The sequence below is a fragment of the Paenibacillus sp. FJAT-27812 genome (genome assembly GCF_001273905.1).
Taxonomy (GTDB): Bacteria; Bacillota; Bacilli; order Paenibacillales; family Paenibacillaceae; genus Pristimantibacillus.
On the sequence record NZ_LIGH01000001.1, the window covers coordinates 6,737,234 to 6,761,206 of the forward strand.

Consider the following 23,973-nt stretch of genomic DNA (forward strand, 5'->3'; position numbering starts at 1 on the left):
CTAAGTTCCAGCAAACAGATGCTATTCCTTATAACTGCTACTGATTACAACCGCTATTTACCCTAAACGACTCACTGGTAATCAATGGGATGCGGCTTGATAAAGCTATTATTCTTTCAAGCAGCTCTGAGCAAGGGGTACATCTATGCTCAGAAACAACCTGCTTACAGCTTTCTGATGCTCATAAATAGCTCTGCATCATCTTAAACGTAGGCATCATTACAGCCATTACGATGACGCCGACTACTCCAGTTAGCAAAACAATCATAAGCGGCTCTAGCAGCGCCTTCAGACGATCTGCCATCTGATCGACGTCCGTCTCGTAGAAGTCGGCAACCTTATCCAACATGTTTTCAGTCGCGCCTGAACGTTCGCCGATGGCAATCATTTGTACGACCATAGGCGGAAATAGGTTAGATTGCTTAAGCGGCTCCGACATCGGCTCTCCGCTCAGTACCTTCTCCCGAATGTCCGAGATGACTTTGCCCATTGCCTCATTGCCCACGACATTCGAAACGATGGACAAGCCCTGCATAAGCGGAATAGCCGCGGCAATCAGGGAGCTAAACGTCCGTGCGAAACGGGCGATAGCTTGCTTATGCCATAATGTGCCGAATACCGGGATTTTGAGCAGCCAATAATCCAGCTTCTGTCTCCCGGCAGCTGTGCGCCGGATAAGCTTCCATACTAAGCTTGGCACAAACATTGCCGCAATTACGATATACCAGAAACGCTGCATGAACTCACTAATCCCCATAACGATCCGGGTCGGCAATGGCAGCTCGATGCCCATTCCTGCAAAGCTGGTTACATACTGCGGAATAACAAACAGCATCATAAAAATAACGACGAGTACCATCATCACGAGCATAACCGTAGGGTAAACCATCGCCGACTTTACTTTCTCTCTCGTGTTGCGCTCCTTCTCAAAGAAAACAGCTAGACGCTCAAGCATCGTATCCAGGTTCCCTGCCACCTCGCCCGCTTGAACCATACTGACGAAAATGGGTGAAAATACGGTAGGGTAAGCGGATACTGACTCAGAGAACTGCTTGCCGCCCCGCATCTCTTCAGCGATCGCTATAAGCAATTTGGACAAGGTTTTGCTGTCGGTTTGGTCGCTCAATATCTGAACGGATTCTACTAAACTGACACCCGCTCGGTACATCGTAGCCAATTGGCGGCAAAATACCGTAAACTGATCCATTTTGACACGCGGACCGCCAAACGAAATATCCTTGTATAACGTCGTATCGTTCGTATCCAATATATCCGTAACCCACAAGCCCTTCTCGCTCAATGTCTCGCGTGCGCGCTGCATCGTGCTGGCCTCAAGAATTCCGATAGACTTCTTGCCACTGGAAGTAACCGCTTTGTACCGATATTTCGGCATTATACCAACTCCATAACAAATCAATTGTTTTGCTTAAAGCTCGCCGAATCCAAATAGAGCCTCGCGCGCATCTTCTAATTTAATTTGACCCTGCTGGACAAGCTCCCTTAAGGCATACTCCATCGTCTGCATTCCTAGCGCCTTGTTCGTCTGCATCACAGAACGAATTTGAAAGATTTTCTCGGTACGGATAAGGTTGGCGACAGCTGGCGTATTCACTAGCACTTCAAAGGCAGCGATCCTTCCTCTGCCATCGGACTTCGGCAAAAGACGCTGCGAGATGACTCCGAGTAAAACGGCGGCAAGCTGTATTCGTATTTGAGCTTGCATGGCAGGCGGGAACACGTCAATGATGCGGTCGATCGTTTGCGGTGCGTCCGCAGTATGTAAGGTTCCAAATACAAGATGCCCGGTCTCTGCTGCGCTAATTGCGGTACTGATAGTCTCCAAATCACGCAGCTCGCCGACCAATACAATATCCGGATCCTGCCGCAGCGCTGCTCTTAGCCCATGGGAGAAAGACGGCGTATCCAGGCCCACCTCTCGCTGATTGACCATCGATTTTTTATGATCGTATATAAATTCGATCGGGTCCTCCAGCGTAATGATATGGGCATTTTCCGTTTTGTTCAGGTGATCGATGATCGATGCCAGCGTGGTAGACTTACCGCTGCCCGTTGGTCCGGTTACAAGCATCAAGCCTTGCGGCTTTTTCGCGAATTCAGCTGCAATAGGGGGCAGCCGCAGCTCCTCCATCGATGGAATGCGGCTAGGCACGATACGGATCGCTAGCCCAACGCTTCCACGCTGCTTATAAGCGTTAATACGAAATCTAGCAAGTCCGGCAACTCCGTAAGAAAAATCGACGTCACCATTTTGCTGAAGCGCCTCATAACGTTCGTCCGTCATAAATTGCTTAGCGAGCTCAAGCGTTTCACTCGGCTTTAACAAAACATCGTTAATCGGCTTTAATTCCCCATGTATTCGAAAAATAATTGGCGAGTTTACGGTGATGTGGATATCGGATGCTTGTTTTGAATGAGCTAAATAAAGCAATTCCTCCGCTTGCATAAGCAGCACCCTCCCTGCTGAACACTTGCCTTTTATTCTCCTTGCCCAAGTACGCGGAACACTTCGGTCACCGTCGTGTGGCCTTCTACTGCTTTCCTTAAACCATCGGCCAAGATCGGAATCATGCCTTGCTTAAGCGCATGCTCGTAATATTCGTTGTCTGATCGTTTAGAAATAATCAAAGATCGAAGATCATTATCGACGAGCAGCACTTCGTGAATCGCAAGCCTGCCTTTATATCCGGTACGCCCGCATTCTCCGCAGCCTGCGCCTTTGTACAGATGATCCGTTCGTATGCCGTGGCTGGAAATAAGCTCTAATTCCTTGTCTATCGGCGTATATCGCTGCTTGCAGTGCGTACAAATCCGTCTCACAAGCCGCTGTGCAACGATACAATTGACGGCAGACGAAATCAAGAAGGGCTCAACGCCCATATCTATTAATCTAGTAATCGAATTAACGGCGTTGTTTGTATGTAATGTACTAAGGACAAGATGTCCGGTCATTGCGGCCCGTACCGATATTTCAGCGGTCTCGGAATCGCGAATTTCTCCAAGCATGACGATATTCGGATCCTGCCGCAAAATAGCCCGCAGTCCCCTAGCGAACGTAAGCCCGCTTAGCGGATTAACCTGTACCTGATTGACACCCTCTAGCTGATACTCGACCGGGTCCTCAATCGTGATAATATTGACGTCATCTTTGTTTAAGTGGGCAAGCGCAGAATAGAGCGTCGTCGACTTTCCGCTTCCCGTAGGGCCTGTTATGAGTACAACACCGTACGCCATTTCAATGCTTTTGCGAAAAACCTGCTCGTTGCGCTCGGATAATGCTAATTTAGAAATATCGGCCAGCGAATTCCCTAAATCCAATACACGAATAACAACCTTCTCGCCGTGAATCGTTGGCAATGTCGATACCCGAACGTCAACTTTTCGAAAATCGATATCGAGCTCTACTCGTCCATCCTGGGGAAGGCGCCGCTCGGCAACGTTCAAATTAGCCATAATCTTGATGCGGGCGACAATAATGCCATGCATGTTAGGCGGCAGCATTCGTTCGGTTCTCATTACGCCATCCACACGGTAACGAATGCGGAAGCTACCATCCTGCGGGTCCAAGTGAATATCGCTTGCTCCCATTTGGACGGCTTGTACAATGACCTGATTGACGGTTTTCACGACAGGAGAATCCTCATCCTGAATGGCGTGATCCTCGTCTATATCTTTTAGCTGCAGGTTCTGGCTGATCTGCTCGATCGTATCCTGCAGTCCATAATAGCGGTTAATAGCACGAACAAGCTCTTCTTTGGAGGCAATGACAGGTTCAATGCGAAGACCAGTGGCGATTCGTATCTCATCTATTGCGAAATAATCCAGCGGATCGGCCATGGCCAAAATCAGTTTATTGCCTTCCATCCGAATCGGCATGACACAATGCTGATCTGCTAGCTTTTGAGAGATAAGCTGAATAATTTTAGGATCTATCTTCTGGCGATAGATTTGCACATGCGGTATGCCAAGCTGAAATTCTAACGCTTCAATAAATTGCTGCTGGGTTATGTAACCTTTGGAAATCAAAATATCGCCGAGCCTTGTCTTTAATTCCCGCTGCTGAATTAACGCCTGCTGCAGCTGTTCTTCCGTAATTACGCCAGACTCGACTAGCAAATCTCCTATTCGCTTACGGGTACCTGACATAATTCATCACCAACTATCAATAGATTTGCAAACCATGTTGAAGCAGAGATAAGGTGAATGAAACTTGCTTTAATTAAAACAAGTTATATAATCCCTGTCAATGACTTTTGACCTATATATTCCGTTTTCTGGATAAGCATAATTTCCTATTTATAATAGTAATATTATCCATGTAGTATTAATGTACTAAGGAAATCATTCCCATGTTAAAAATAGTAGCGTTATGTGTCGAATAACACTTTTATTTTACTACATTTCAGCTGAAAATGGGCTTAAAATTTTCTTTTTAGAAATTATTCTTCATTAATATAATAAAAATAAAAATAAATATTGCCGAAAGCGCTTTCGATTTTGGTCAAGCTCGCTTGAGGAAATGGACATTAAAGTTATGCTATACTCAGCTTATGGAACAATGGAAAAAAAATCTGGTTGTGTTGTGGTTCGGACAGTTTCTCGTTATGGCTGGGATGACGATGATCATTCCGTTCCTGTCCCTTTATCTGCAATTTGATTTGGGCTTATCGGATAAGCATGAGATCGGTGTTTGGGCTGGATTTATTTTTGCCGGAAACTTTGTTACTTCGTTTATTTTCCAACCGATATGGGGTAAAATGGCCGATCGTTACGGTCGCAAAATGATGCTGCTTCGCTCAGGCTTCGGCATGTCGATCGTTATGGTATTGATGGGCTTCGCCACCAACCCTTGGCATTTGCTTTTGCTTCGCATGGTAAATGGTACGATTTCCGGCTTTAACCCAGCCTCAATCGCTCTGATCTCGGCAACAACGCCAAAAAATCGAATGGGCTTCGCGATGGGAACGATTCAATCCGGGGGAATTGCGGGTACGATTCTTGGACCATTCATCGGCGGCTTAATGGCGGACACGATCGGTTTCCGTCCAATTTTCTATCTAACGGGGGCTTTGCTTTTTGCGGCTTCTCTTCTTGCCTTGTTCGTTGTAAAAGAACCTTTTGACCGGATGAAAGCAGCTGCTCGCATGCAGGCCTCCGTCATTGAAGGCTTTCGGAAGCTAAGCGGAATTCCGCAGCTTACCGCATTGTTTGCTGTCACCTTCCTCATCCAGTTCGCGATGATGAGCCCGATGACGCTCATTCCGCTCTACGTGCAGGAGCTTCACGGCACAACCGCTAACCTTGCTTTTTTTGCCGGCTTTGTCGGCTCGGTTACAGGCCTCTCCAATTTGGTGGCCTCGCCGCTGCTTGGCAAGCTTAGCGATCGAATTGGCGCGGAGCGTGTGCTTGGGGTCGCGCTTGTCGGCGCCTCGCTTGCTTTTATCCCGCAGGCTTTGGCCGGAACGGTCTGGCAATTGCTAATTGCTCGTTTTGTGCTCGGTATTTTTCTTGGGGGGCTTATTCCAGCGGTAAACTCCCTTATTCGCAAATACACACCGGACGGCATGGAGAGCCGCTCGTACAGCTTCAACACCAGCACAATGAGCCTCGGCAACATGATTGGCCCGATCACCGGCGGTGCTCTCTCCGGCTGGATCGGCATTCAAGGCTTGTTCCTCCTATCCGCGGTCATGCTTATGGTTAACGCAGGATGGGTATGGCAATCGCTGCTGCGCAAGCGACCACAGAAACAACCAAGCAAGGACGGCTGACGCCGTTAAATAGTAGTGGCGAAGCGGCGTGAGAGAAATTCATTCTCTTGCGCCGCTTTTCTTATTGAGCGTTGAAGCCAAATCACGCTAATCCTCGGCGTTAAGAGCACATACGTGCCTATCCCCCTTCCCTTGCCAAATAAATAAAAAGCACCAACCCACTTCGGCGAACATGAAGTAGATCAATGCTTTTCAACTTACGTTTACTTGACGATTGCAATCGCAAGTCCGTCGTAACCGGGCAGCACCGTGCTCTGCAGCCGCTCGTCTGACGCGATTGTCTCATTAAAGAATCGCACTGCGCGAACCGAAGGCCCCTCTTTCGCTGGATCGGTCGTTCTGCCACGAAGCAAAATATTATCGCCTACGATAATGGCTCCCGGATTGGCAAGTGCGATGGCATAATCCAGATAGATCGGGTAGCCTTCTTTATCTGCATCTATAAAGAAGAAATCAAACTTCCGGCCAGCAGACTTCAGCACCTCCAAGCTTTGCTTCGCATCGCCAACCATATACTCGACCTTGTCCCCTAGGCCAGCCGCTTCCATGTGTACCTTGGCTAGGTCTGCATAGTTTTGCAAAAGCTCTAGCGAAACTAGCTTTCCGCCCTCTCTCAGCCCGCGTGCCAAGCAAATGCCGCTATATCCGCCAAGCGCCCCAATTTCGACGATATTGTCAGCTTTCGATAACGATACTAGCATCGTGAGCAGCCTTCCGTAGCCGTCGGCAACCGATATATCCGGCATTCCGTTTGCCGCTATTCCTGCTTTTGCGCGTTCCAGATCAACATCTGCCCCATAAAGCGAATCTACATATTGTTCGTTCAGCAACATTATTTTTCTCTCTCCAATTTTACAATTTGTAATAACAACCTAGTTTGTCCTATACTTGATTGTATGTTTTTGTTCACGGGGTTACAAGCTTTAGCCTTTAATGCGACGCTCATGTCGCCAAGAATTGATGAAAAGAGAGTGTAAAATGGAAAAGTTACAGCTAATCGCAACCGCGCCGATGGGTCTTGAGGCGGTTGTCGCACGCGAGCTGAAGGATCTTGGCTATACCGATCTTCAAGTAGAAAACGGACGCGTGAATTTCACAGGCGGTCCGATCGATATTTGCCGCACCAATCTTTGGCTGCGCACCGCTGGCAGAATTCTTATTAAAATGGGAGAGTTCCCTGCAACTACGTTCGACGAGCTTTTTGAAGGCACGAAAGCGCTCGATTGGCCGACGTGGATTCCGAATGACGGAGAATTCCCCGTTAATGGCCGCTCGCAAAAATCTCTGCTAACAAGCGTGCCAGCTTGCCAAAGCATCGTTAAAAAAGCCGTCGTTGATAAAATGAGCGAACGCTACGGCACCGAGTGGTTCCCCGAAGACGGCGGACGTTACGTCATTGAAGTCACGCTGATGAATGACCGAGCGATGCTTACGCTTGATACGACCGGCGACGGCTTGCATAAACGCGGCTATCGTAAAGTAGCTACCGAAGCTCCGATTCGGGAGACGCTTGCTTCTGCTCTCGTTCAGCTTAGCCGCTGGCGTCCTGATCGGCCGCTTTATGATCCGTTTTGCGGATCCGGAACAATTTTAATTGAAGCAGCTATGATCGGATGGAATATTGCGCCAGGACTTCGTCGAAGCTTTAATAGTGAGGGCTGGCCGCTTATTCCGAGTGAGCTATGGGAGGAAGCGCGTGACGAAGCCTTCGATTTAGTGAAGGACGATATCCCGCTCCAAATCGCCGGCTCCGATATTGATCCCGGCGCAATCGAGATCGCTGAGGCCGCAATAAAGAAAGCTGGCTTCGGCAAAGTGATCAAGCTTTCCGTCCAGCCTGTCGCCAAGGTGAAGCTGCAAGGCGATTATGGCGTCATTATAACGAACCCGCCATATGGCGAGAGGCTCGGCGATGACGTGCAGGCAGAGGCGGCGCTTCGCCAATTCGGCCTAACGGCGCTGCACTATCCGACATGGTCGTATTTCTCGATTAGCCCTTCAACAACGATTGAGCATTATTTCGGCCGACCCGCCGACAAGAAGCGGAAGCTGTTCAATGGACGGATTGAATGTAACTACCTGCAATTTTTCGGCCCGCTTCCCCCTCGCGGAAATCGGCAGTAACGGAACAGGAAGGATATTTCACTTATGTTATCTACCAGGCAAACGCCATTACGCCACGGCATGAGCACGGCTTTGATATGGCTTGAACGCTTTAAAGCTATCGATCTGCTGCTATTTGCTGGCGTAATGCTTGCCAAGATGTATTTGTTTTCGGAAATTCTGCATGTCGCCAATATGAAAATGACCGGCACAGACGCGCTGATTGAGCTTGGCTCCATTCTGCTCTTCAGCTTCTGGACCATTTGGCTGCCCGCGCGCGGGCGAATCATTTCCCTTATCGCACTAAATGTGATCGCATCTATCGTTTTATATGCCGATCTCATTTATTATCGTTATTTTCAGGATTTGATCTCGGTTCCCGTGCTGCTTCAATTCAGCCAAGTCGACTCGCTCGGCGAAAGCATCGGAACGCTGCTTCGCGCGAAGGATTTTCTGCTTTTCCTTGACTTTATTGCCATATTGCCGTTTGCGCTCTATGTGATCTGGAGAGGCCGCGGCGATCTCCGGAGGGCAAGTGAGCATCGCAGAAGGACGGCCATTTGGCAAAAAGCAATCGTCCGCATCTTACTGAGCGCCGTTATATTTACAATCGGCTCCTCGCTTGTATTCACGAATGTGAACGAAGCCAAGCGTACATGGGGGCAGGGCATATTTGACGGCAATTGGTGGAATCTGTCCATTTACAATGTCACGGGAGCGCTTGGCTTCCACGGCTATGACGTTTACCGTTATGTGAAGCAGAACTACCTGGATGCTCAGACCGTAACCGCGGAGCAATCGTCGGAAGCTCAAAAATGGATCGAAGCGCGCGGCGTTCTCCGCGGCTCGCTTGAGCAGGACACGCTATTTGGGGCCTATAGAGGCAGCAACGTCTTGATGGTGCAGCTTGAAGCGTTCCAAAACTTTATGATCAACAAATCCATTGGCGGACAAGAGATTACGCCTCATCTTAACGGTCTGATCAAGCAAAGCGCGTATTTCAGTCAGTTTTATCATCAAACGGCCCAAGGAAGAACGTCAGATGCCGATTTTACCGCCAACTGCTCGATGCAGCCGGTAGCGAACGGTTCCGTCTTCATCCAATATGCGCCCAATGAGTTCGACTGCATGTCCAAAACCTTGAAGGAAAACGATTATGGCACATCCGTTTTTCACTCCTATGAGGGCGGCTTCTGGAATCGGAACATTATGTACAACAATATGCAATACGATCAGTTTTACAGCTTGAAGCATTTTACGCTGGATGAGAAGATCGGCTGGGCGCTCGGGGACAAGTCTTTCTTCAGGCAATCACTCGATGTCATATCCGAGCAAAAGCAGCCCTTTTATTCGTTTCTGATCACGCTATCCAGCCATCATCCCTACACGATGCCGGCAGCGGAGAAAAAGCTTGATGTTGGCGAGCTAAAAGGAACGATGATGGGCGATTACCTGCAGGCGATTCATTATGTGGATGCGGCGCTTGGAGAACTAGTCGATCGGCTGAAAAAAGAAGGGCTCTGGGACAACACCATACTGGCCATGTACGGGGATCACGACAATTCCATTAAGGATTGGTCGCTGTTTGAGACATTCCTTGGCAAGGAGCTTAACGAGCTCGAGCGCCAAATGATTTTGAAGCAGGTGCCTTTCCTTGTTCATTTGCCGGGTGACGAGCATGCTGGAACCTATACGCAGGTTGGCGGACAGCTTGATGTTACGCCTACGATTATGCATCTGCTCGGCATTTCGACGGCTGATCAATATTTGATTGGAACGCCGCTTCTAACCGACAAGCCCCTTTCCGGCAAAAAAATCGTGTTAAGAAACGGTGCATTTACTGACGGCACCTTCTACTTCAAGCCTTCTAGCGATGGTGTCGCGAAGAACGGGACCTGCTGGAACATTCAAAACAACGCTCCGGGCGATCTGAACGCATGTCTGGACGAGTACAAAAGCGCACGCACCGAGCTGAGCATGTCCGACCAAATCGTCATGAACGATTTAATCGATGACTTCAAGGAGCAAAAAGCTACGGAAGCACGCGCCAATAGCGACCTAGTGACCGCACAACGATAGTAAAAACAGCTTAATAGATCGCCTAACCGGCTATTTGACCGGTTTGAGCTAATTCCGCTGTACCAACTGCAGCCTGTGCTCACCAATCGGTAGCTTCTCAGCATTGTATTTCAGAAGCTGCCACGTATCCGCGTGATGAAAGAGCCGAATGTCGGATGCGCGCACAAAAAATAAGGGCTGACCCATCGTGTCAACAACATGGCGTGTCAGCCCTTTATCTATTTCCCGTGCTGCGCCAGCCATGCGAGCACATCGTCGATCGTCTTCACCGGTACGATGTTCAGATCTGGCGCGCCGCTGCGGGCCTCTGCTTCTTGCTCCTCCGGTACAAAAAACACATCGGCGTCCGTACGGCTGATCGCGTAAGCCTTCTGTTTAATGCCGCCGATAAGGCCAATGGAGCCATCCGGTTCAATCGTACCCGTACCTGCTACCTGATTGCCATTCGTAACGCCGCCAGGCGTCAGCTGATCGATTAGCGCCAGTGTCAGCATCGCGCCATGCGACGGCCCTCCGATATGCGCCATGAACCTTTTATAGCCGATGCTCCGAGGGGTGTCCAAAAGCAGCTCCGTTTGTACCGAAATACCGAATACAGACCGCTTAGGATCATCCTCCGATGCCTTTGTTTTCACTTCAACCTCGGCAGCTTCCTTACCTCTTCTCAGCGTAACGGCTACGGAATCGCCTGGCTTAACGGCTTTTGCCATATAGTCTGTCATGTCGATGATCGAACGAACGGCTTGTCCGTTAAGCTTATCAATGATATCTCCTGCCTGCAGCCGCTTATCGGCCGGGCTGTCCTTCACGACGGCAATCACTCTGACGCCGTCCGCCGTTATGCCTTTGCCTACTCCTGCCTTCTGCATCGCTACGGCAGCAGCCAAGCTGTTCGCATCGGTCTTCATGTGAACGACCTGCGCATACGACTCCGTTAGCGGCGGCTCGTCAGCCGGAATTTTCTCAAAGCTGTACAGCGGCAGAAGTCTCGCATACAACCAATCCGCCGGTACCGCCGGCCTATCGAATACGAGAACGCCGTTAATCGTGCCAACCTCCTTGCCGCCTTCCACATGCGCATACCGATTCATGTTCAGCGTCATCCCTGGGTAAGTAACCCGGTAGCCTGTAGGGCATAGCAAAACCAGTAACAAGACGATCGTAGCAAGCAAAGCGGCTGCGCCTCGCTTTGGCAGCCATCGAAGCCTTCTCCCAACGATTGAATGCCGCCCCTCTGCTTCTTCCAAGCTCACCAGCTTCGCCGCACGCACGCGCTCCAAGCCTTCGCTAAGCAGCATATCCACAAATACAAGCGGAGCCGCAGCGCCAATGATCAAGAGCAGCAGAAACAGCTTCTCCGGCGCAAACAGCACGAAAGCCGCGCCGATAATACCAAGCCCGGCTATTATGATCCGCAGGAGCTGCAATAAAAGAAAAAAGCCCCTCCTTCTGCGCTGCTGCCACGCGCCTAACAAAGCGCCGAACGCCCAGCTGAGCGGAACGAGCGCAAGCACGTTAAACAGCCGGTCTATCATTTCGATCCATTGCATGCCACCGCCCGTTCTAAGCGGTGCCGGCAGCCAAATCAGCTCTGCCGCAACCAAGCAAGCTAGCGCAAGGGCTAGTCCAAATAGGTAATAACGTGCTGGCTTCAGCATCTTTTGTTCCTCCTAAGCTTCCTCTGACTAGTATATGCCTAAGCCGTAAAACAAACAAAAGACCCGACGATCCGTATCGCGGGGTCCTACTTCGTTTGCAAATATTGGCGCTCTTCCGATCCGATGCCTCTGTCTCTCAGCTCGCCCTTCTCTATATCCTGAATACGATCAAGCCACTGCGAAGGGGGATGATTCATCCGGCGCGCACGATCGAGCAGCTGCGCGTATTGACCGCAATTATCATAACCTCCAAGCTTGCGCACAACCTCGATATATTCGACAACAAGCACTCTTGCATCAGCCGGCGTGTAACCATATTCGGCTGTTAACGCCTCTACAATGCCTCGCTCATACAAGCTTAACCTGACCTGCGTTTTCACTTTCATGATAGATCCACCTGCTTCCCGTATAAATATGGTAGCCGACAAGTTTCAAATGAGCTTCCCAACGTTCGGAGCAAAAGACGACCTGGTTGCCAAGCCGCAGCGAGTCCAGCTTCGTGCCTTTGCGCGAAATCGTAATTTGTTCATAAAACCAATGCTCATCTTTATTTAATTGTACTGCTTTATGTACGATTTTTCCAGTGTCATTGTCCGCCATCGGACCAATTATAATGTCCGGATGGGCTTCGCAAGGATCGCTTCCTTTAACCGCCGCCTTACGGTGAGCATAGATAAAGGATGCCCATGCCGGCGAATCGGAGAGGAACAGCAGCGGCTCTACCCGCTCCGGCACCGACGTCAGTTCAACGACCAGCACGCAGGGACGGCCTCCATCCCATGAATCCTTCGCCGCCTTATGCGACCATTTGCGAGCCTGCGCAACGGATATCGTCGTATAGAATCCCTCGCCAAAATCTTTGCCTGGCCGCCAATATGGCGAATTCAACAGCTTTTGACTAAACGATTGCACCGTATCGCTTGTCGTGCCGTGATATAACAGCTGCGGCGTCGTTATGTCCACCCTCGTGCTCCTTTCAAATGGCAATAGCCTCTATTTGCGCAAAGACCCTACGAATAAAGCTATCGCAGGGTCCTGTTGTGTGTTCAGCCATATAAAATTTTTATTTCTTGATATAGGGAAGGATCTTCTCGATCGCTTCATCCTCGGATGCCGCCTTAATATAACGGCCGTTAACAAATATGAATGCGTAACGGGCACAGGGCCCGCAGTAAGACTTGCAGCCGACGCGCACTTCCGTGTCGGGCACCAGCTTTTGCAGCTTAGGAACAATTGATTTCATCTTCATATGCTTGCATTTGTCGCAAACCATTATATCGTTAGCCATTATTCAACTTCCTATTTCAACCGGATTCGGATATTGCTTAGTGATCGCCGTGGTTGCCCTTGGTTGGATTCGTAACTGCAAAACCTTCTTCTGGCACATAGAAATAATCGATGCGAACGCCGTCTAGAAAAGCGTTGTCCTTCTCCAAAATAACGTCGATCCCTTTGTCAGTCGTTACGACCTCATCCTTCTCCGTTGGCTCGTCGATGCCCATGCCGTAATGCGCATGGTCGCCGTGCGAATGCGTAACGTAGATACGAAGTTTTTTGCCTGCATTCTCAGGCTTGTCCAGCTCTACTTGAATAACTTTTGCAGCGTTTTTGGAAATTTTGCAGTTCATCATTTATCCAGCTCCTCTTATCGTTATGCCTTGCGGCAATGATCATAATTTCATATTATACTTGGTCTCCATTCTACGGGCAAACCATTCCGCAAGCAGCATCGTCACCGCGATATCATCTATCGGCAAAAACGGCAGCGGAAGCACATCAGGCAATACCCAGTAAAGGAAAACAGGCACGGTAAAAATCAGCTTGTCCAGCATAGATACGTTCTTAGAACGAAGCAGCTGGAAAATTCGGGCAAACGTCCGCTGCCAATGGCGCAGCGACAGCATTTTACGCATCTGAATCCCACCTTTGCTGATCTTTTCCGATTATTATAGCATATCCATGTCCGTCATACCTACTCCCCGCAAACGGCGGGCAGCCGCTAAAGACGAAGCGCCTCTAGCAGCAGCGGCTGCAGCTCCATATAAATATTGTCAAAGTTGCCCATCGGCAGCGGATTCTCGCCAAAGCCGGCTTCTACCGTAAAGCCCGGTCTGCGAAAATGCTGAATAAACCAATCCTTGTAACCTGCGTCGCTGCCCGTCAGCTTAACCGGCTCATAACCGCTAACGCGGCCTAGCCTGCGTGCAAGCTCCTCCGCTTCTGCCGGCTCAAAATCGCGATAGTTCCAGTAAATCTCCCGTCCTTGCGTATGCAGCGCCATGACAGCGTCGAATCCGATCGTTTGCGTAAAACGGGCCATCGCCATCGCCTCTGGCTCGCTAAGCGGATACGGCCCTGGATAGTCTCTCGGACCAGGTCCTGCTATCCCTCTGCGCTTGCATTCCTCCTCCCAGAACGCCGGGAATTGATCGTTCAAATCAACGCCCCTTACGTTCGCTTTCCAGGCGCTAAACTGCTCAGAGCCTCCGTTCCATTCCATTAGCTGCCTGTAAAATGGATGCGTAGGCGCCGCGCCAAATTGCGCGAGCTCGACTCCATCGGGATTTACCATCGGAACAACCCAAAGCGTCACCTTCCTGCACAGGTCATCCACATGCTGATTGCCGATTTTGTCGCCGCTGCAATAGGCTGCTGATAAATCCGCGACATACCGCATAAGCAAAGCAGAGGTTATCCATTCGTTTGCATGAAAAGAGCCGTTCATATGGATACGGCGCGGGCCGTTGCCGCAGCGAAGCGCTAATATCGGCTTGCCCATCACGCTATGTCCAATAACATGCGCCGATAAAAAAGGATATCTTCCCGTCAGCTGCCTCACACCCTCTGTTAAGTCCACGTAGCCGTAGGTTTGTAAGGAGTACACCGCAATCGCCTCCTGCTGCATCGATTTGTTCCTATCATGTTATGCGGCGCCGCACTTGTCCTATGAAGCGAAATCAAAAAAAGAAGCCAAGCCCGCTCAGGGCCCAGCTTCGGTGTAACCGCGTATGATGCTTATACGATATTCGGTATTTGCCAGATGACGGGCGTCAGCTCGATCTGCTTGCCCAGCCACTGCTGCGTAATGGATTGGAACATTTGGGGATCGCCGCTGCAAAAAAACTGATGTAACGGCAGCTTGTCGCCCCGCGACAGCTTGCTTTGTTCATGTAGGATCATGCTGATCTCGCGCGCCGTTTCATCTGCCGAGCTGATCAATTTGACATTTGGGCCCATCACCTCGGAGATCGTCTCCGACAGAAACGGATAATGCGTACAGCCAAGAATTAACGTATCCATCGAATATCCTCGCAAATGCCCAATAGAGCTGCGCACCGTCTCATACGTTTCAAGAGACCGGAACTTCCCCTTCTCTACCAGAGGCACGAACCTCGGACACGCCAAGCTGATTACCTTTACCTGTGGAGAAAGCTCTCGCAATGCCTGCTCGTATGCGCCGCTGTTGATCGTGCCTTCCGTGCCGATAACGCCGACGCAGCCCGTGACCGTCAGCCCGATTGCCGCCCTGGCGCCAGGATTAATGACGCCTACAACGGGGATTGCCACTCTAGAGCGTATATCCTCAAGCCCGGCAGCGGTTGCTGTGTTACATGCTATAACAATCATTTTCGGATTAAACTGTATGAGATAATCAACGATCTCTCTCGTAAAGCGAACGATCTCCTCAGAAGAACGTGGGCCATAAGGCGTCCGCGCCGTGTCTCCGAAGTAAAGGATTTTTTCGCGCGGTAGTTGGCGCATGACTTCTTTGGCAACAGTAATGCCGCCTACGCCTGAATCTAGTATCGCAATCGGTTGCTGCACAAACACACCGCTTTCCTAAACAAAGTGTAATGAATCGAGACAGAATAGCATATGAAAACAGGCACAAAAACGTACCTCTATCTTAGCGCAAACTCGGACAAGGTTCAACGAAGTTAAAAGCCCAAAACAGCATGCCTTGCGCTTCTTTCACACGCCCTGTCGGGCTGCCAAAAATCAGCGTTCCGTGAGCTTTATTTTCTTGTTGACAACTTAAATGTATATAACTTAATATTTAAATGCTTTAACTATTAATTACTGAACAGAAAAAGAGGTGAACCCATATGCAGCCGCAGTCTGATCCGACTTCTGAGCTTATCGTAGAACGATTCCATAGAGCCATGATGACAACCCATCGCAGGCTTGGATCACTCATTTCGCAGAAGCTGGACAACGACTTGACCGCTCCCCAGTGCTTTATTTTGGGCATTATTTCGAACGAGCAAAACATTACCGTATCCCGTTTGGCCGACAAGATGGAAGTGAAACCAAGCGCCATTACGGTGATGCTCGATCGACTCGTGAACAACGGCTACGCCGAGCGCATCCACGATTCGAAAGACCGACGCGTCGTTCTTGTTCAGTGCACGGTCAAAGGAAGCGAAGCGCTGCTTCGTATAAAAGGTGATGTCCAGGCTTTGATGAAGCATCATCTGCGAGAGATGGACCAAGCGGAAATGCTTCAATTCGTACAAACATTTGAGAAAATAGCAGCCGAGCTTTCGAAGGACAATTAACGCGCCGCGAAGCGACTGACTAACAGAAGAACAGGAGTTAAACACAGATGGAAAACACAAAACAAGCGGCGGCACCGCTACCTTCATCCGATTCCGGCAATAAGCGCGGCTTATTGATTATCGGATTGCTCATTGCGATGTTATTCGCAGCGCTTGACGGCACGATCGTCGGCACCGCGATGCCAACTATTATTAGAGAAATGGGCGGCTTAGAGCTGATGGCATGGCTGACTACCGCCTACATGCTTACCTCAACTACGATCGTCCCGATCGCGGGCAAGCTCGCCGATTTGCTTGGTCGGAAGCTCGTTTACGTCAGCGGTATTATTATTTTCATTATTGGCTCGGCGTTATGCGGCTTGGCCGGAAATATTGAACAGCTTATTATTTTCCGCGCGATTCAAGGTCTTGGCGGCGGTATTATGATGCCGATGGCGATGATCATTATCGGTGACTTGTTCACAGGCAAGCAGCGTGCCAAATGGCAGGGCGTTTTTGCAGCGGTATTCGGCCTCTCCTCCGTGCTTGGCCCGCAGGTTGGCGGCTGGATCGTCGATGCTTGGGACTGGCGCTGGGTCTTTTACATCAACTTGCCCGTTGGTATCCTTGCAACGATTTTGATTGCAATCTCCCTCAGCGGCAAAAAGGCAGAAGGCCCTGTCAAATTTGACTGGCCAGGCATATTCACCATGGTTATCGGAGTAGTCAGCCTATTGCTTGGCCTATCGCTTGGCGGCAGTGAATTTGACTGGCTTTCTTGGCAAATCATCGGCTTATTCGTTTTAGCCATCGTATCTTTGACGGTGTTTGTCCGCATCGAAGCAACGACAGAAGAGCCTATTTTGCCAGTTAAGCTATTCAAAGACAGAACCTTTACGATGATCAACGGAATCGGCTTCTTTATGAGCCTTGGGATGTTCGGCGCTATTATGTTCGTGCCGCTCTTCATGCAATGGATCGTAGGCATTTCGGCTTCCGAGTCGGGTACCGTTATGATGCCAATGATGATTTCCATGATGATTTTCAGCGTGATCGGCGGTCAAGTCGTTTACAAAATCGGCGTACGCTTGCAGCTCGCAATCGGGATGATCGTTGTTGCAGCCGCATTTTTCCTGCTTACAACGCTCGACGCATCGACGGCTAAACTGACCGCATCATCCTTCATGGTTATTTTGGGTATCGGAATCGGGCTTGTTATGCCGCTTCTCACGCTCGTCCTACAAGAATCGTATCCAAAATCGCAGCTCGGCGTCGTGACCTCCTCCAGTACGTTCTTCCGTCAGATCGGCGGTACGTTCGGCATGACGCTGCTGGGTGCTGTTATGAACATGCAATCGAGCAGCCATTTGAAGGAACGGCTCGTTCCGCTTCTCGGACAGCTGCCTGAGGAAGCGAAGCAATTCGCGGATCAAACCTCGGCAACCGTTGCTTCAAATCCGCAAGCCGTTTATTCAACGCTGCTTGATCCGAAGATGTTGACGCAATTTCCGAAGGAGCTTACCGACAAAATGGTGCCCGTCGTAAAATCAACGCTGATCGATTCTCTGCATACCGTCTTCTGGGTTGGGTTAGTTTTCATTCTAATCGGAACGGTCCTTACGCTGCTGCTGAGAAACGTAAAGCTTGTCCAACAGACGAAGGAAGAAAAAGCAGCCGCAGGCGCAGAGCCTCAAGTCAATCATATGTAATAAAAATGATTCATCTACGCGCCTTTTGCGCGTCAATAAGGACCACGAATGGCTACGTTAAGTAGCTTCGTGGTCCTTTTTTGCTTTATATGCGAATCGGCTGCTTGTTTCGTTAGCTCGATATCGGGTAAATAGCATTAAAACAATCGCACAGCGTATGTTAAACCTTTTTTATAAATAAGGAGGAAATTTCGATGACAAATAATCAATTCCCCGTTGGCCGATTGCAAGGGAAGGTTGCGCTCATTACGGGGGCAGGCTCCGGAATTGGCAAAGCAACCGCATTGAAGTTTGCGAAGGAAGGCGCTGACCTGGCCCTTCTTGATGTCAAGGAAGCTGAAATGGAAGAGGTTTGCCGCAGTGTTCGCCTCTATAACGTAGATTGCCTTGCGATCGAGACTGACATTTCGAATGAAATTCAGCTTGCAAACGCCTACCGGCAGGTGGGGGAACATTACGGTAAGCTCGATATCGTCTATGCCAATGCCGGCATTAACGGCGTACTGACACCGATCGAGCTTATGGACTTCGACGATTGGAATACGACGCTGCAGGTAAATTTGAGCGGAACCTTCCTTACCGTTAAGCATGCGATCCCTTTATTAAAAGAAAAAGGCGGCAGCATCCTGATTACTAGCTCCATTAACGGCAACCGCGTATTTTCCAATATCGGATTTAGCGCTTACAGCAGCACCAAGGCGGGACAGGTTGCATTCGCCAAAATGGCAGCGCTGGAGCTTGCCAAGTACAAAATTCGGGTCAATGCCATCTGCCCTGGCGCTATTCAGACGAATATCGAACAAAACACCGAGCGGACGCCGGAGCTGGAGCGCGTAACGATTCCCGTTGAATATCCCGAGGGCAGCCAGCCGCTGGAGCATGGGCCAGGAAGCGCCGCGCAAGTGGCCAAGCTGGCATTGTTCCTTGCTTCAGAGGAATCGAGCCATATATCAGGTACAGCCATCTTCATTGACGGCGCAGAATCATTGCTTCGCGGATAACGCTTATTTTTTGCAGGCCAAAATCATATATAGAGGAGTGGGAGCCAATGTTCAAGGAATGCTTGCACCATTCGCCCGATTTGAAATGGGCATATGCTTACGATTGCGATACTTATCATCTCAGGCTCCGCACTAAACGGAACGATGTCGAAGAAGCTGTAGCGGTAACAGGCGACAAATACGACTGGGATAACTATCGTCTGGACGTCCAGATGGAGAAAATTGCGGCGGACCCCTTATTCGATTATTGGGAGGCGGTCATCAAACCCGAGCAGCGGCGCTTTTCTTACGGCTTTCGCGTTCGGAGCGGCGAAGAGACGTTATGGCTTATCGAGAACGGCATCTTTGAGGAGCAGCCTGCCCCAGCCGGCGGGTATTATGATGTTCCATACATACATGCCATCGATCTGTTTGCAGCACCCGAATGGGCGAAGGATGCCATCTTCTATCAAATCATGCCTGATCGTTACGCGAATGGCGATACAAGCAATGATCCTGAAGGCACGCAGCCTTGGGGCGAGCCGCCATCCGGCGAATCCCATTTTGGCGGGGATCTGCAAGGCATCCTTGGCAATCTTGACCATCTAACGAATCTAGGCATTAATGCGATTTATTTGATGCCTTTATTTACTGCTCCCTCCAATCACAAATATGACACGGTCGATTATAAGCAAATCGATCCTCAGTTCGGAGATGCCGAATTGCTTAAGAAGCTCGTCAAAGCCTGCCATGACCTTGAGATCCGTGTCGTGCTGGATGCCGTATTCAATCATACGAGCGAGCAGTTCCCACCTTTTCAAGACGTGCTGAAGAATGGAGAAAGCTCCAAGTACAAGGACTGGTTCCATCTGAAGGATTTTCCCGTTGAGGTTAAAGATGGCGTCGCCAATTATGCCACCTTCGGCTTTTATGGCAATATGCCCAAGCTGAATACGGCGAATCCCGAGGTCAAGCAGTATTTGCTTGATATTGCGGTTTACTGGATAAAAGAAGTCGATATCGACGGATGGAGACTTGATGTCGCCAATGAGATCGACCACGCCTTCTGGCGGGATTTTCGCGCTGCGGTCAAAACGGAGAAACCCGATGCTTTCATTATCGGCGAGGTATGGGGCAATTCGCTCAATTGGCTGCATGGGGATGAATTTGATTCCGCGATGAATTATCCGTTTACGAATTGTGTCTTGGATTTTTTCGCTTCGTCCGAAGGGCTCGCATCGGATTTTGCCGACCAAATTAACCGATTGCTCATGAGATACCCGCAGCAAACCAATGAGGCCTTATTTAATCTTCTATCCAGCCATGATACCGTCCGTGCGGCGACGGCACTCGGCGGCAACAAGCAGCGTTTAAAGCTGGCCGTCGTTTTTATGCTCACATCCATGGGTATTCCATGCGTCTATTATGGCGATGAAATCGGCATGGAGGGCGGAGATGATCCCGATTGCCGCAGATGTATGGAATGGGACCAGGAGAAGCAGGATCGTGAGCTGTTTGATTTTTACCAGCTCATGATTGCGCTGCGCAAGCAGCATCCTGCCCTCCGCGACGGGCGATTCCGCTTCCTGTTTGCCGATAACGAAAAAGGAGCTTTGCTCTTTGAGCGTTTGAACAATAAGCAGCATTTTACGATTTGGATGAACAATACGGAGGATGCTCTCACACTTACGCATGGCATGGAAGCGGACGACTGGCGCGACGCGCTTACTGGCGATCAGGTAGCGACAATCGACAAGCAGCTTCAGCTCGAGCTTAAGCCGCTCGACTTCCGGATATTATGCCGGGACATTTAATTTTGACGCTTCGGTTTAAAAGCCGCTTCGGTAGGTTAAAGATTTTTAGTCGTTAACGGACGCTCGCAGCAACTACTCATAACGGACAGGGGGAAATTTCATTGAAAAAACATACTGATTGCATTGCCATGTTGTTAGCCGGCGGTGAAGGTCGACGATTAGCTCCGCTTACGAGTCAAGCAGCCAAACCTATCATTCCTTTTGGCGATCGCTTTCGAATGATCGATTTCCCGCTGAATAACTGTGCAAATTCCAATATCACGACAATCGGCGTCCTAACGCAGTACTGCGCGGACTCTGTCCATAACTATGTAGCAAACACGGATCATGAATTTTCCGAAAATATTGGTTCACGCGGCATTTCCCTTCTCCCATCCTCACGCAAATGCTTAACGGAATATGCCGGAACCGCCGACGCGATTTATCAGAACATGGATTATATCGACCAGCAAGGCGCTGAGCATGTGCTGATTCTCTCCGGCGACCATATTTATGAAATGGATTATAAGCCTATGCTGGAGTTCCATAAGGAACGCGGCGCAGCAGCTACGATAGCCGTCAAGCAAGTGGCATGGCGCGAGGCAAGCCGATTTGGCATCCTAACAACGGATGAGCAGTACCGCGTCAGCTCCTTCCATGAAAAACCGGCTGAGCCGCAAAGCAATTTAGCATCCATGGGCATTTATTTGTTCCGGTGGGCGGATTTAAAGAGGTTCCTGCTAGAGGATTCCGTTAATCCGGATTCCAGTCATGATTTTGGCAAAGATGTCATTCCAGCCATTCTTTCCTCTAATGCTCATATGGCCGCTTACCCGTTCGAGGGTTATTGGCGGGATGTCGGCACAATCGACAGCCTGTGGGAGGCCAACATGGACCTCTTGGATGGCGAGCTGCGGCTTGGGTCTAACGGCTGGCCTGCAATGTCCGGCAAAAATACGACCATCGATAAGCCCTACTTGAGTCCACGAGCGGCGATTACAGATTCCATTCTTCATCCGGCATCCACCGTAGAAGCGGAAGTGACCCGCTCCATCGTCTGCTCGGGTGTGTCGATTGGAGCAAACACCGAAATATACGAAAGCATCATTATGCCTGGCGCCAGAATCGGTCGGAATGTCACTATTCATCGCGCCATTATCGGCGAAGGCGCCGTCGTTCATGACGGAGCCTATATCGGCCATTTGAACGACGAGATCTTCGTTGTTGGCCCAGGCGAAGCGATAACCGCCTCGTCCCCATCCAGAAAAGATTACAATATGGAGCCGCTCGCATCTCTTCTTCATGCAGTCGCCATTCGTGATCACAGCAACATAGTGGGTTAATTCTCGTTTCGAAGAAAAAGGCAAGCTGCAGGAGCAATCGCTCAGAGCAGTTTGCCTTTTTTTTCGTCCTTATCCCACACCATGCATGACTATGTTTGGATTAAAGCTCCTTGGATGCAGCCGCTTCTGTCTCTCCAGCTTCTACCGCTCCGATTGCGCTTGCTTCTTGGCCGTCAGTCGCTTCAATGATAGCTTCAACGGCTTCTGTTTCCTCCGTGCCTTTGCTGCGCGATCTTACGCTGCTGACGACGCTGCTTGCTGCTTGCCGTGTTTTGCCCGCGATTTGAACCGCTTGATCTCCAATTTGCTTGGCAATGCGGCCCGTTGTATCACTTACTTGACCAGCAACCTTCACTGTCGTATCGCTTACCTTATGCGCTTGAACTGAAATATCCTGACGCAGCTCCTTGCCAGCCTTTGGCGCCAATAATAAAGCAGTAACCGAACCTACGACACCTCCGGCTAATGCGCCAAGCAAAAATCCTTTAGTTTGTTTACGTGTTGACATTATAGTTGCTCCTCTCGTTGTTAGCGTGTTCTTCGTCTATGGTTATTGATCAGGAACCCGATTCTGGTACGCGTCCATGTCATTCTCAGCAGGTGCCGCCGCCTTTCGGCTAGTTTGCCACAGCTGCCATGCCGCCATTCCTAGCTCAGCCCATTCAAGCGCTTCGCCGACCTGCCGCTTCGTCTCGTACCGTTTCGCGTGATGCTCCGCCGACTCCGATAATACGGACGTTATGCGCTCGGCTGCCGATGTCGTATGCGCAATCGCTCCCCCGACCTGCCCCGCAGCCTCGAACAGCTTGCTCGCGGATTCCAGTTGCTTATGCGCAGCTCTAATCGTCTCTTCTGCCGGTTGTATAAGCCCGCTAAGCTCAAGCGACAGCTTCTGCAAATCCTGCTGCACCTTATCAGCCGCTGCTTGCACTTGCCCAAGCTTGTTAAGCGCTGCTCGCAATGCTAGTAGTATGCCTGCTGCCAGTACAACAAATGCACCGGCTGCAATGGCCGCACTCCATGTCATGATCATGACCGTATCCCTCCCCCTCAATCAATCGCAGGACCATACGTTTGCGCTCCTAGACGAATGCCCACTTGCGTAATGACAGTATAAGCAGCATGGGCTTGTCAGGACACAGCTGATAAAAAAATCATTTTTTTGCCCAACAAAAAAAGGCTGCCTCAGCAGATCTTCTCAGATCTGCCAAAACAACCTTGCTATTGTCTAAATATGATCATTAACCAATGTGATAGCTGCATTTGCCGCCGCCCTTAGCCAAACATTCCGTTCGTTCTACAGGCACGTCAAGCAATGATTTAAACAATGACAGCTCGCATCGGCATGCTTGCTGGTACTTCCCGGCAACCTGCGCAATCGGACAGTTATACTCGTAGAGCATAAAGCTGCCGTCGCTCCTCGTCTCCACTTCTGCCATGTAGCCCCCGGCATTTTGGATGACAGCAAGCTCGCTGACCTTCTGCTCCAAGCTTTTGCCCGCCATGCGCGGCTCATAGCGATCAAGCAGCTTCTTCTTCCTGCCTTCAAACATCCGATCGATAAGCGCTGCAGTATCCGGGTCTTCCGCCAGCTCGTCAAGCAAATCCAGCGCGAGAACATGATAATTTTTTGGAAAAAGCTCGTCCGCCTCAGCCGTCAGCTCATACGCATGCAATGGTCTTCCCATTGCCTGGCGCACAGCCACGATGCTAACGCTGCCTTCGCTCTCAAGCGCATACATATGCCGCCGAATCGCCATCTCTGTCAGCGCAAGCTCGCTCGACAAGTCGCCGGCGTTCATTCTGCCGCTAGTTTTGAGCAGCATTAAAATTCTCTCGCGCGTAGAACTGTCTCTCCGTGAATCTGCCGTCATGTCTGCCGCTTCTACCGCTCTTGTCCGCTTCAACCCTTCACCACCTTTGCAGGCTTGATAGCGTCATTGTAACGTATTTTGACTTCTTCGTAAATCAAGCATATTTT

Annotated in this window: 24 protein-coding genes; 8 read left to right on the forward strand and 16 right to left on the reverse strand. The window is 50.0% G+C overall.

Features of this window, described 5'->3' with window-relative positions; all coding sequences use genetic code 11:
• Positions 1–181: 181 nt before the first annotated feature.
• The 3 genes from ADU23_RS29030 to ADU23_RS29040 are packed head-to-tail and all read right to left on the reverse strand — an operon-like array spanning position 182 to position 4,164.
• A complete protein-coding gene (locus ADU23_RS29030; protein ID WP_053376946.1) occupies positions 182–1,393 on the reverse strand; it encodes a type II secretion system F family protein in 1,212 nt (403 codons plus the stop codon).
• A 33-nt stretch (positions 1,394–1,426) separates the two neighbouring features.
• Entirely contained in the window at positions 1,427–2,464 is a 1,038-nt protein-coding gene (locus tag ADU23_RS29035) for a type IV pilus twitching motility protein PilT (RefSeq protein WP_053376947.1), read from the reverse strand.
• A 32-nt stretch (positions 2,465–2,496) separates the two neighbouring features.
• The gene (locus tag ADU23_RS29040) at positions 2,497–4,164 is read right to left on the reverse strand and encodes a GspE/PulE family protein (protein ID WP_053376948.1); all 1,668 of its coding nucleotides are present in this window, start codon (positions 4,162–4,164) and stop codon (positions 2,497–2,499) included.
• A gap of 404 nt (positions 4,165–4,568) precedes the next feature.
• Between ADU23_RS29040 and ADU23_RS29045 the strand changes: the two genes are divergently transcribed.
• Positions 4,569–5,789 carry an MFS transporter gene (locus ADU23_RS29045; RefSeq protein ID WP_053376949.1) on the forward strand — a complete coding sequence of 407 codons (1,221 nt, stop codon included), beginning with the start codon at positions 4,569–4,571 and terminating at the stop codon, positions 5,787–5,789.
• Between the two features lie 203 nt (positions 5,790–5,992).
• Here ADU23_RS29045 and ADU23_RS29050 read toward each other — a convergent pair whose 3' ends face one another.
• On the reverse strand, positions 5,993–6,622 hold the full coding sequence (locus tag ADU23_RS29050) for an O-methyltransferase (RefSeq protein ID WP_053376950.1): 630 nt from the start codon (positions 6,620–6,622) through the stop codon (positions 5,993–5,995).
• Between the two features lie 145 nt (positions 6,623–6,767).
• On the opposite strand from ADU23_RS29050, the gene ADU23_RS29055 reads away from it, so the two are divergent.
• Positions 6,768–7,913, forward strand: a complete 1,146-nt coding sequence (locus ADU23_RS29055; protein WP_053376951.1) for a THUMP domain-containing class I SAM-dependent RNA methyltransferase — start codon at positions 6,768–6,770, stop codon at positions 7,911–7,913.
• Positions 7,914–7,937: 24 nt separating this feature from the next.
• Positions 7,938–9,971 carry an LTA synthase family protein gene (locus tag ADU23_RS29060; RefSeq protein ID WP_053376952.1) on the forward strand — a complete coding sequence of 678 codons (2,034 nt, stop codon included), beginning with the start codon at positions 7,938–7,940 and terminating at the stop codon, positions 9,969–9,971.
• Positions 9,972–10,019: 48 nt separating this feature from the next.
• On the opposite strand, the gene ADU23_RS29065 is transcribed toward ADU23_RS29060, so the two are convergent.
• From ADU23_RS29065 to racE, 9 genes are all read right to left on the reverse strand, one after another.
• Positions 10,020–10,214 carry a hypothetical protein gene (locus ADU23_RS29065; protein WP_053376953.1) on the reverse strand — a complete coding sequence of 65 codons (195 nt, stop codon included), beginning with the start codon at positions 10,212–10,214 and terminating at the stop codon, positions 10,020–10,022.
• Positions 10,190–11,629: a PDZ domain-containing protein gene (locus ADU23_RS29070; protein ID WP_053376954.1), complete on the reverse strand. Its 1,440-nt coding sequence runs from the start codon at positions 11,627–11,629 to the stop codon at positions 10,190–10,192. Before ADU23_RS29070 ends, ADU23_RS29065 begins: the two co-directional genes overlap by 25 nt.
• An 86-nt stretch (positions 11,630–11,715) precedes the next feature.
• Positions 11,716–12,015, reverse strand: coding sequence for a hypothetical protein (locus ADU23_RS29075; RefSeq protein ID WP_053376955.1), 300 nt, complete (start codon positions 12,013–12,015; stop codon positions 11,716–11,718).
• Positions 11,978–12,592 carry a DUF3990 domain-containing protein gene (locus ADU23_RS29080; protein ID WP_053376956.1) on the reverse strand — a complete coding sequence of 205 codons (615 nt, stop codon included), beginning with the start codon at positions 12,590–12,592 and terminating at the stop codon, positions 11,978–11,980. The genes ADU23_RS29075 and ADU23_RS29080 overlap by 38 nt, the downstream gene beginning before the upstream one ends.
• 100 nt (positions 12,593–12,692) lie before the next feature.
• Positions 12,693–12,917, reverse strand: a complete 225-nt coding sequence (locus ADU23_RS29085; protein WP_053376957.1) for a DUF1450 domain-containing protein — start codon at positions 12,915–12,917, stop codon at positions 12,693–12,695.
• Positions 12,918–12,954: 37 nt separating this feature from the next.
• A complete protein-coding gene (locus ADU23_RS29090) occupies positions 12,955–13,257 on the reverse strand; it encodes a heme biosynthesis protein HemY (protein WP_053377886.1) in 303 nt (100 codons plus the stop codon).
• 42 nt (positions 13,258–13,299) lie between these two features.
• Entirely contained in the window at positions 13,300–13,542 is a 243-nt protein-coding gene (locus tag ADU23_RS29095; protein ID WP_053376958.1) for a hypothetical protein, read from the reverse strand.
• Between the two features lie 86 nt (positions 13,543–13,628).
• Positions 13,629–14,513: a M14 family metallopeptidase gene (locus tag ADU23_RS29100; RefSeq protein ID WP_231637554.1), complete on the reverse strand. Its 885-nt coding sequence runs from the start codon at positions 14,511–14,513 to the stop codon at positions 13,629–13,631.
• A 131-nt stretch (positions 14,514–14,644) separates the two neighbouring features.
• Positions 14,645–15,454 carry a glutamate racemase gene (racE, locus tag ADU23_RS29105; RefSeq protein WP_053376959.1) on the reverse strand — a complete coding sequence of 270 codons (810 nt, stop codon included), beginning with the start codon at positions 15,452–15,454 and terminating at the stop codon, positions 14,645–14,647.
• Between the two features lie 281 nt (positions 15,455–15,735).
• On the opposite strand from racE, the gene ADU23_RS29110 reads away from it, so the two are divergent.
• From ADU23_RS29110 to ADU23_RS29130, 5 genes are all read left to right on the forward strand, one after another.
• The gene (locus ADU23_RS29110; protein WP_053376960.1) at positions 15,736–16,188 is read left to right on the forward strand and encodes a MarR family winged helix-turn-helix transcriptional regulator; all 453 of its coding nucleotides are present in this window, start codon (positions 15,736–15,738) and stop codon (positions 16,186–16,188) included.
• Between the two features lie 47 nt (positions 16,189–16,235).
• Positions 16,236–17,876 carry an MDR family MFS transporter gene (locus ADU23_RS29115; RefSeq protein ID WP_053376961.1) on the forward strand — a complete coding sequence of 547 codons (1,641 nt, stop codon included), beginning with the start codon at positions 16,236–16,238 and terminating at the stop codon, positions 17,874–17,876.
• Between the two features lie 194 nt (positions 17,877–18,070).
• A complete protein-coding gene (locus ADU23_RS29120; RefSeq protein WP_053376962.1) occupies positions 18,071–18,877 on the forward strand; it encodes an SDR family oxidoreductase in 807 nt (268 codons plus the stop codon).
• A gap of 47 nt (positions 18,878–18,924) precedes the next feature.
• Positions 18,925–20,670 carry an alpha-glycosidase gene (locus ADU23_RS29125; protein ID WP_053376963.1) on the forward strand — a complete coding sequence of 582 codons (1,746 nt, stop codon included), beginning with the start codon at positions 18,925–18,927 and terminating at the stop codon, positions 20,668–20,670.
• Between the two features lie 101 nt (positions 20,671–20,771).
• The gene (locus tag ADU23_RS29130) at positions 20,772–21,992 is read left to right on the forward strand and encodes a sugar phosphate nucleotidyltransferase (RefSeq protein WP_231637555.1); all 1,221 of its coding nucleotides are present in this window, start codon (positions 20,772–20,774) and stop codon (positions 21,990–21,992) included.
• A 100-nt stretch (positions 21,993–22,092) separates the two neighbouring features.
• On the opposite strand, the gene ADU23_RS29135 is transcribed toward ADU23_RS29130, so the two are convergent.
• The 3 genes from ADU23_RS29135 to ADU23_RS29145 all read right to left on the reverse strand — a co-directional run bounded on the left by ADU23_RS29135 (position 22,093) and on the right by ADU23_RS29145 (position 23,899).
• A complete protein-coding gene (locus tag ADU23_RS29135) occupies positions 22,093–22,500 on the reverse strand; it encodes a YtxH domain-containing protein (protein ID WP_053376964.1) in 408 nt (135 codons plus the stop codon).
• A 42-nt stretch (positions 22,501–22,542) separates the two neighbouring features.
• A complete protein-coding gene (locus ADU23_RS29140; protein WP_053376965.1) occupies positions 22,543–23,025 on the reverse strand; it encodes a DUF948 domain-containing protein in 483 nt (160 codons plus the stop codon).
• A gap of 208 nt (positions 23,026–23,233) precedes the next feature.
• Positions 23,234–23,899, reverse strand: a complete 666-nt coding sequence (locus ADU23_RS29145) for a helix-turn-helix transcriptional regulator (RefSeq protein WP_442950635.1) — start codon at positions 23,897–23,899, stop codon at positions 23,234–23,236.
• Positions 23,900–23,973: the final 74 nt, after the last annotated feature.

Excerpts from the sequence above, each read along its gene's own strand:
- ADU23_RS29030 (WP_053376946.1), bottom strand. The coding sequence starts at position 1,393 with ATGCCGAAATATCGGTACAAAGCGGTTACTTCCAGTGGCAAGAAGTCT.
- ADU23_RS29035 (WP_053376947.1), bottom strand. The coding sequence starts at position 2,464 with ATGCAAGCGGAGGAATTGCTTTATTTAGCTCATTCAAAACAAGCATCC.
- ADU23_RS29040 (WP_053376948.1), bottom strand. The coding sequence starts at position 4,164 with ATGTCAGGTACCCGTAAGCGAATAGGAGATTTGCTAGTCGAGTCTGGC.
- ADU23_RS29045 (WP_053376949.1), top strand. The coding sequence starts at position 4,569 with ATGGAACAATGGAAAAAAAATCTGGTTGTGTTGTGGTTCGGACAGTTT.
- ADU23_RS29050 (WP_053376950.1), bottom strand. The coding sequence starts at position 6,622 with ATGTTGCTGAACGAACAATATGTAGATTCGCTTTATGGGGCAGATGTT.
- ADU23_RS29055 (WP_053376951.1), top strand. The coding sequence starts at position 6,768 with ATGGAAAAGTTACAGCTAATCGCAACCGCGCCGATGGGTCTTGAGGCG.
- ADU23_RS29060 (WP_053376952.1), top strand. The coding sequence starts at position 7,938 with ATGTTATCTACCAGGCAAACGCCATTACGCCACGGCATGAGCACGGCT.
- ADU23_RS29065 (WP_053376953.1), bottom strand. The coding sequence starts at position 10,214 with ATGGCTGGCGCAGCACGGGAAATAGATAAAGGGCTGACACGCCATGTT.
- ADU23_RS29070 (WP_053376954.1), bottom strand. The coding sequence starts at position 11,629 with ATGCTGAAGCCAGCACGTTATTACCTATTTGGACTAGCCCTTGCGCTA.
- ADU23_RS29075 (WP_053376955.1), bottom strand. The coding sequence starts at position 12,015 with ATGAAAGTGAAAACGCAGGTCAGGTTAAGCTTGTATGAGCGAGGCATT.
- ADU23_RS29085 (WP_053376957.1), bottom strand. The coding sequence starts at position 12,917 with ATGGCTAACGATATAATGGTTTGCGACAAATGCAAGCATATGAAGATG.
- ADU23_RS29090 (WP_053377886.1), bottom strand. The coding sequence starts at position 13,257 with ATGAACTGCAAAATTTCCAAAAACGCTGCAAAAGTTATTCAAGTAGAG.
- ADU23_RS29095 (WP_053376958.1), bottom strand. The coding sequence starts at position 13,542 with ATGCGTAAAATGCTGTCGCTGCGCCATTGGCAGCGGACGTTTGCCCGA.
- ADU23_RS29110 (WP_053376960.1), top strand. The coding sequence starts at position 15,736 with ATGCAGCCGCAGTCTGATCCGACTTCTGAGCTTATCGTAGAACGATTC.
- ADU23_RS29115 (WP_053376961.1), top strand. The coding sequence starts at position 16,236 with ATGGAAAACACAAAACAAGCGGCGGCACCGCTACCTTCATCCGATTCC.
- ADU23_RS29120 (WP_053376962.1), top strand. The coding sequence starts at position 18,071 with ATGACAAATAATCAATTCCCCGTTGGCCGATTGCAAGGGAAGGTTGCG.
- ADU23_RS29125 (WP_053376963.1), top strand. The coding sequence starts at position 18,925 with ATGTTCAAGGAATGCTTGCACCATTCGCCCGATTTGAAATGGGCATAT.
- ADU23_RS29135 (WP_053376964.1), bottom strand. The coding sequence starts at position 22,500 with ATGTCAACACGTAAACAAACTAAAGGATTTTTGCTTGGCGCATTAGCC.
- ADU23_RS29140 (WP_053376965.1), bottom strand. The coding sequence starts at position 23,025 with ATGATCATGACATGGAGTGCGGCCATTGCAGCCGGTGCATTTGTTGTA.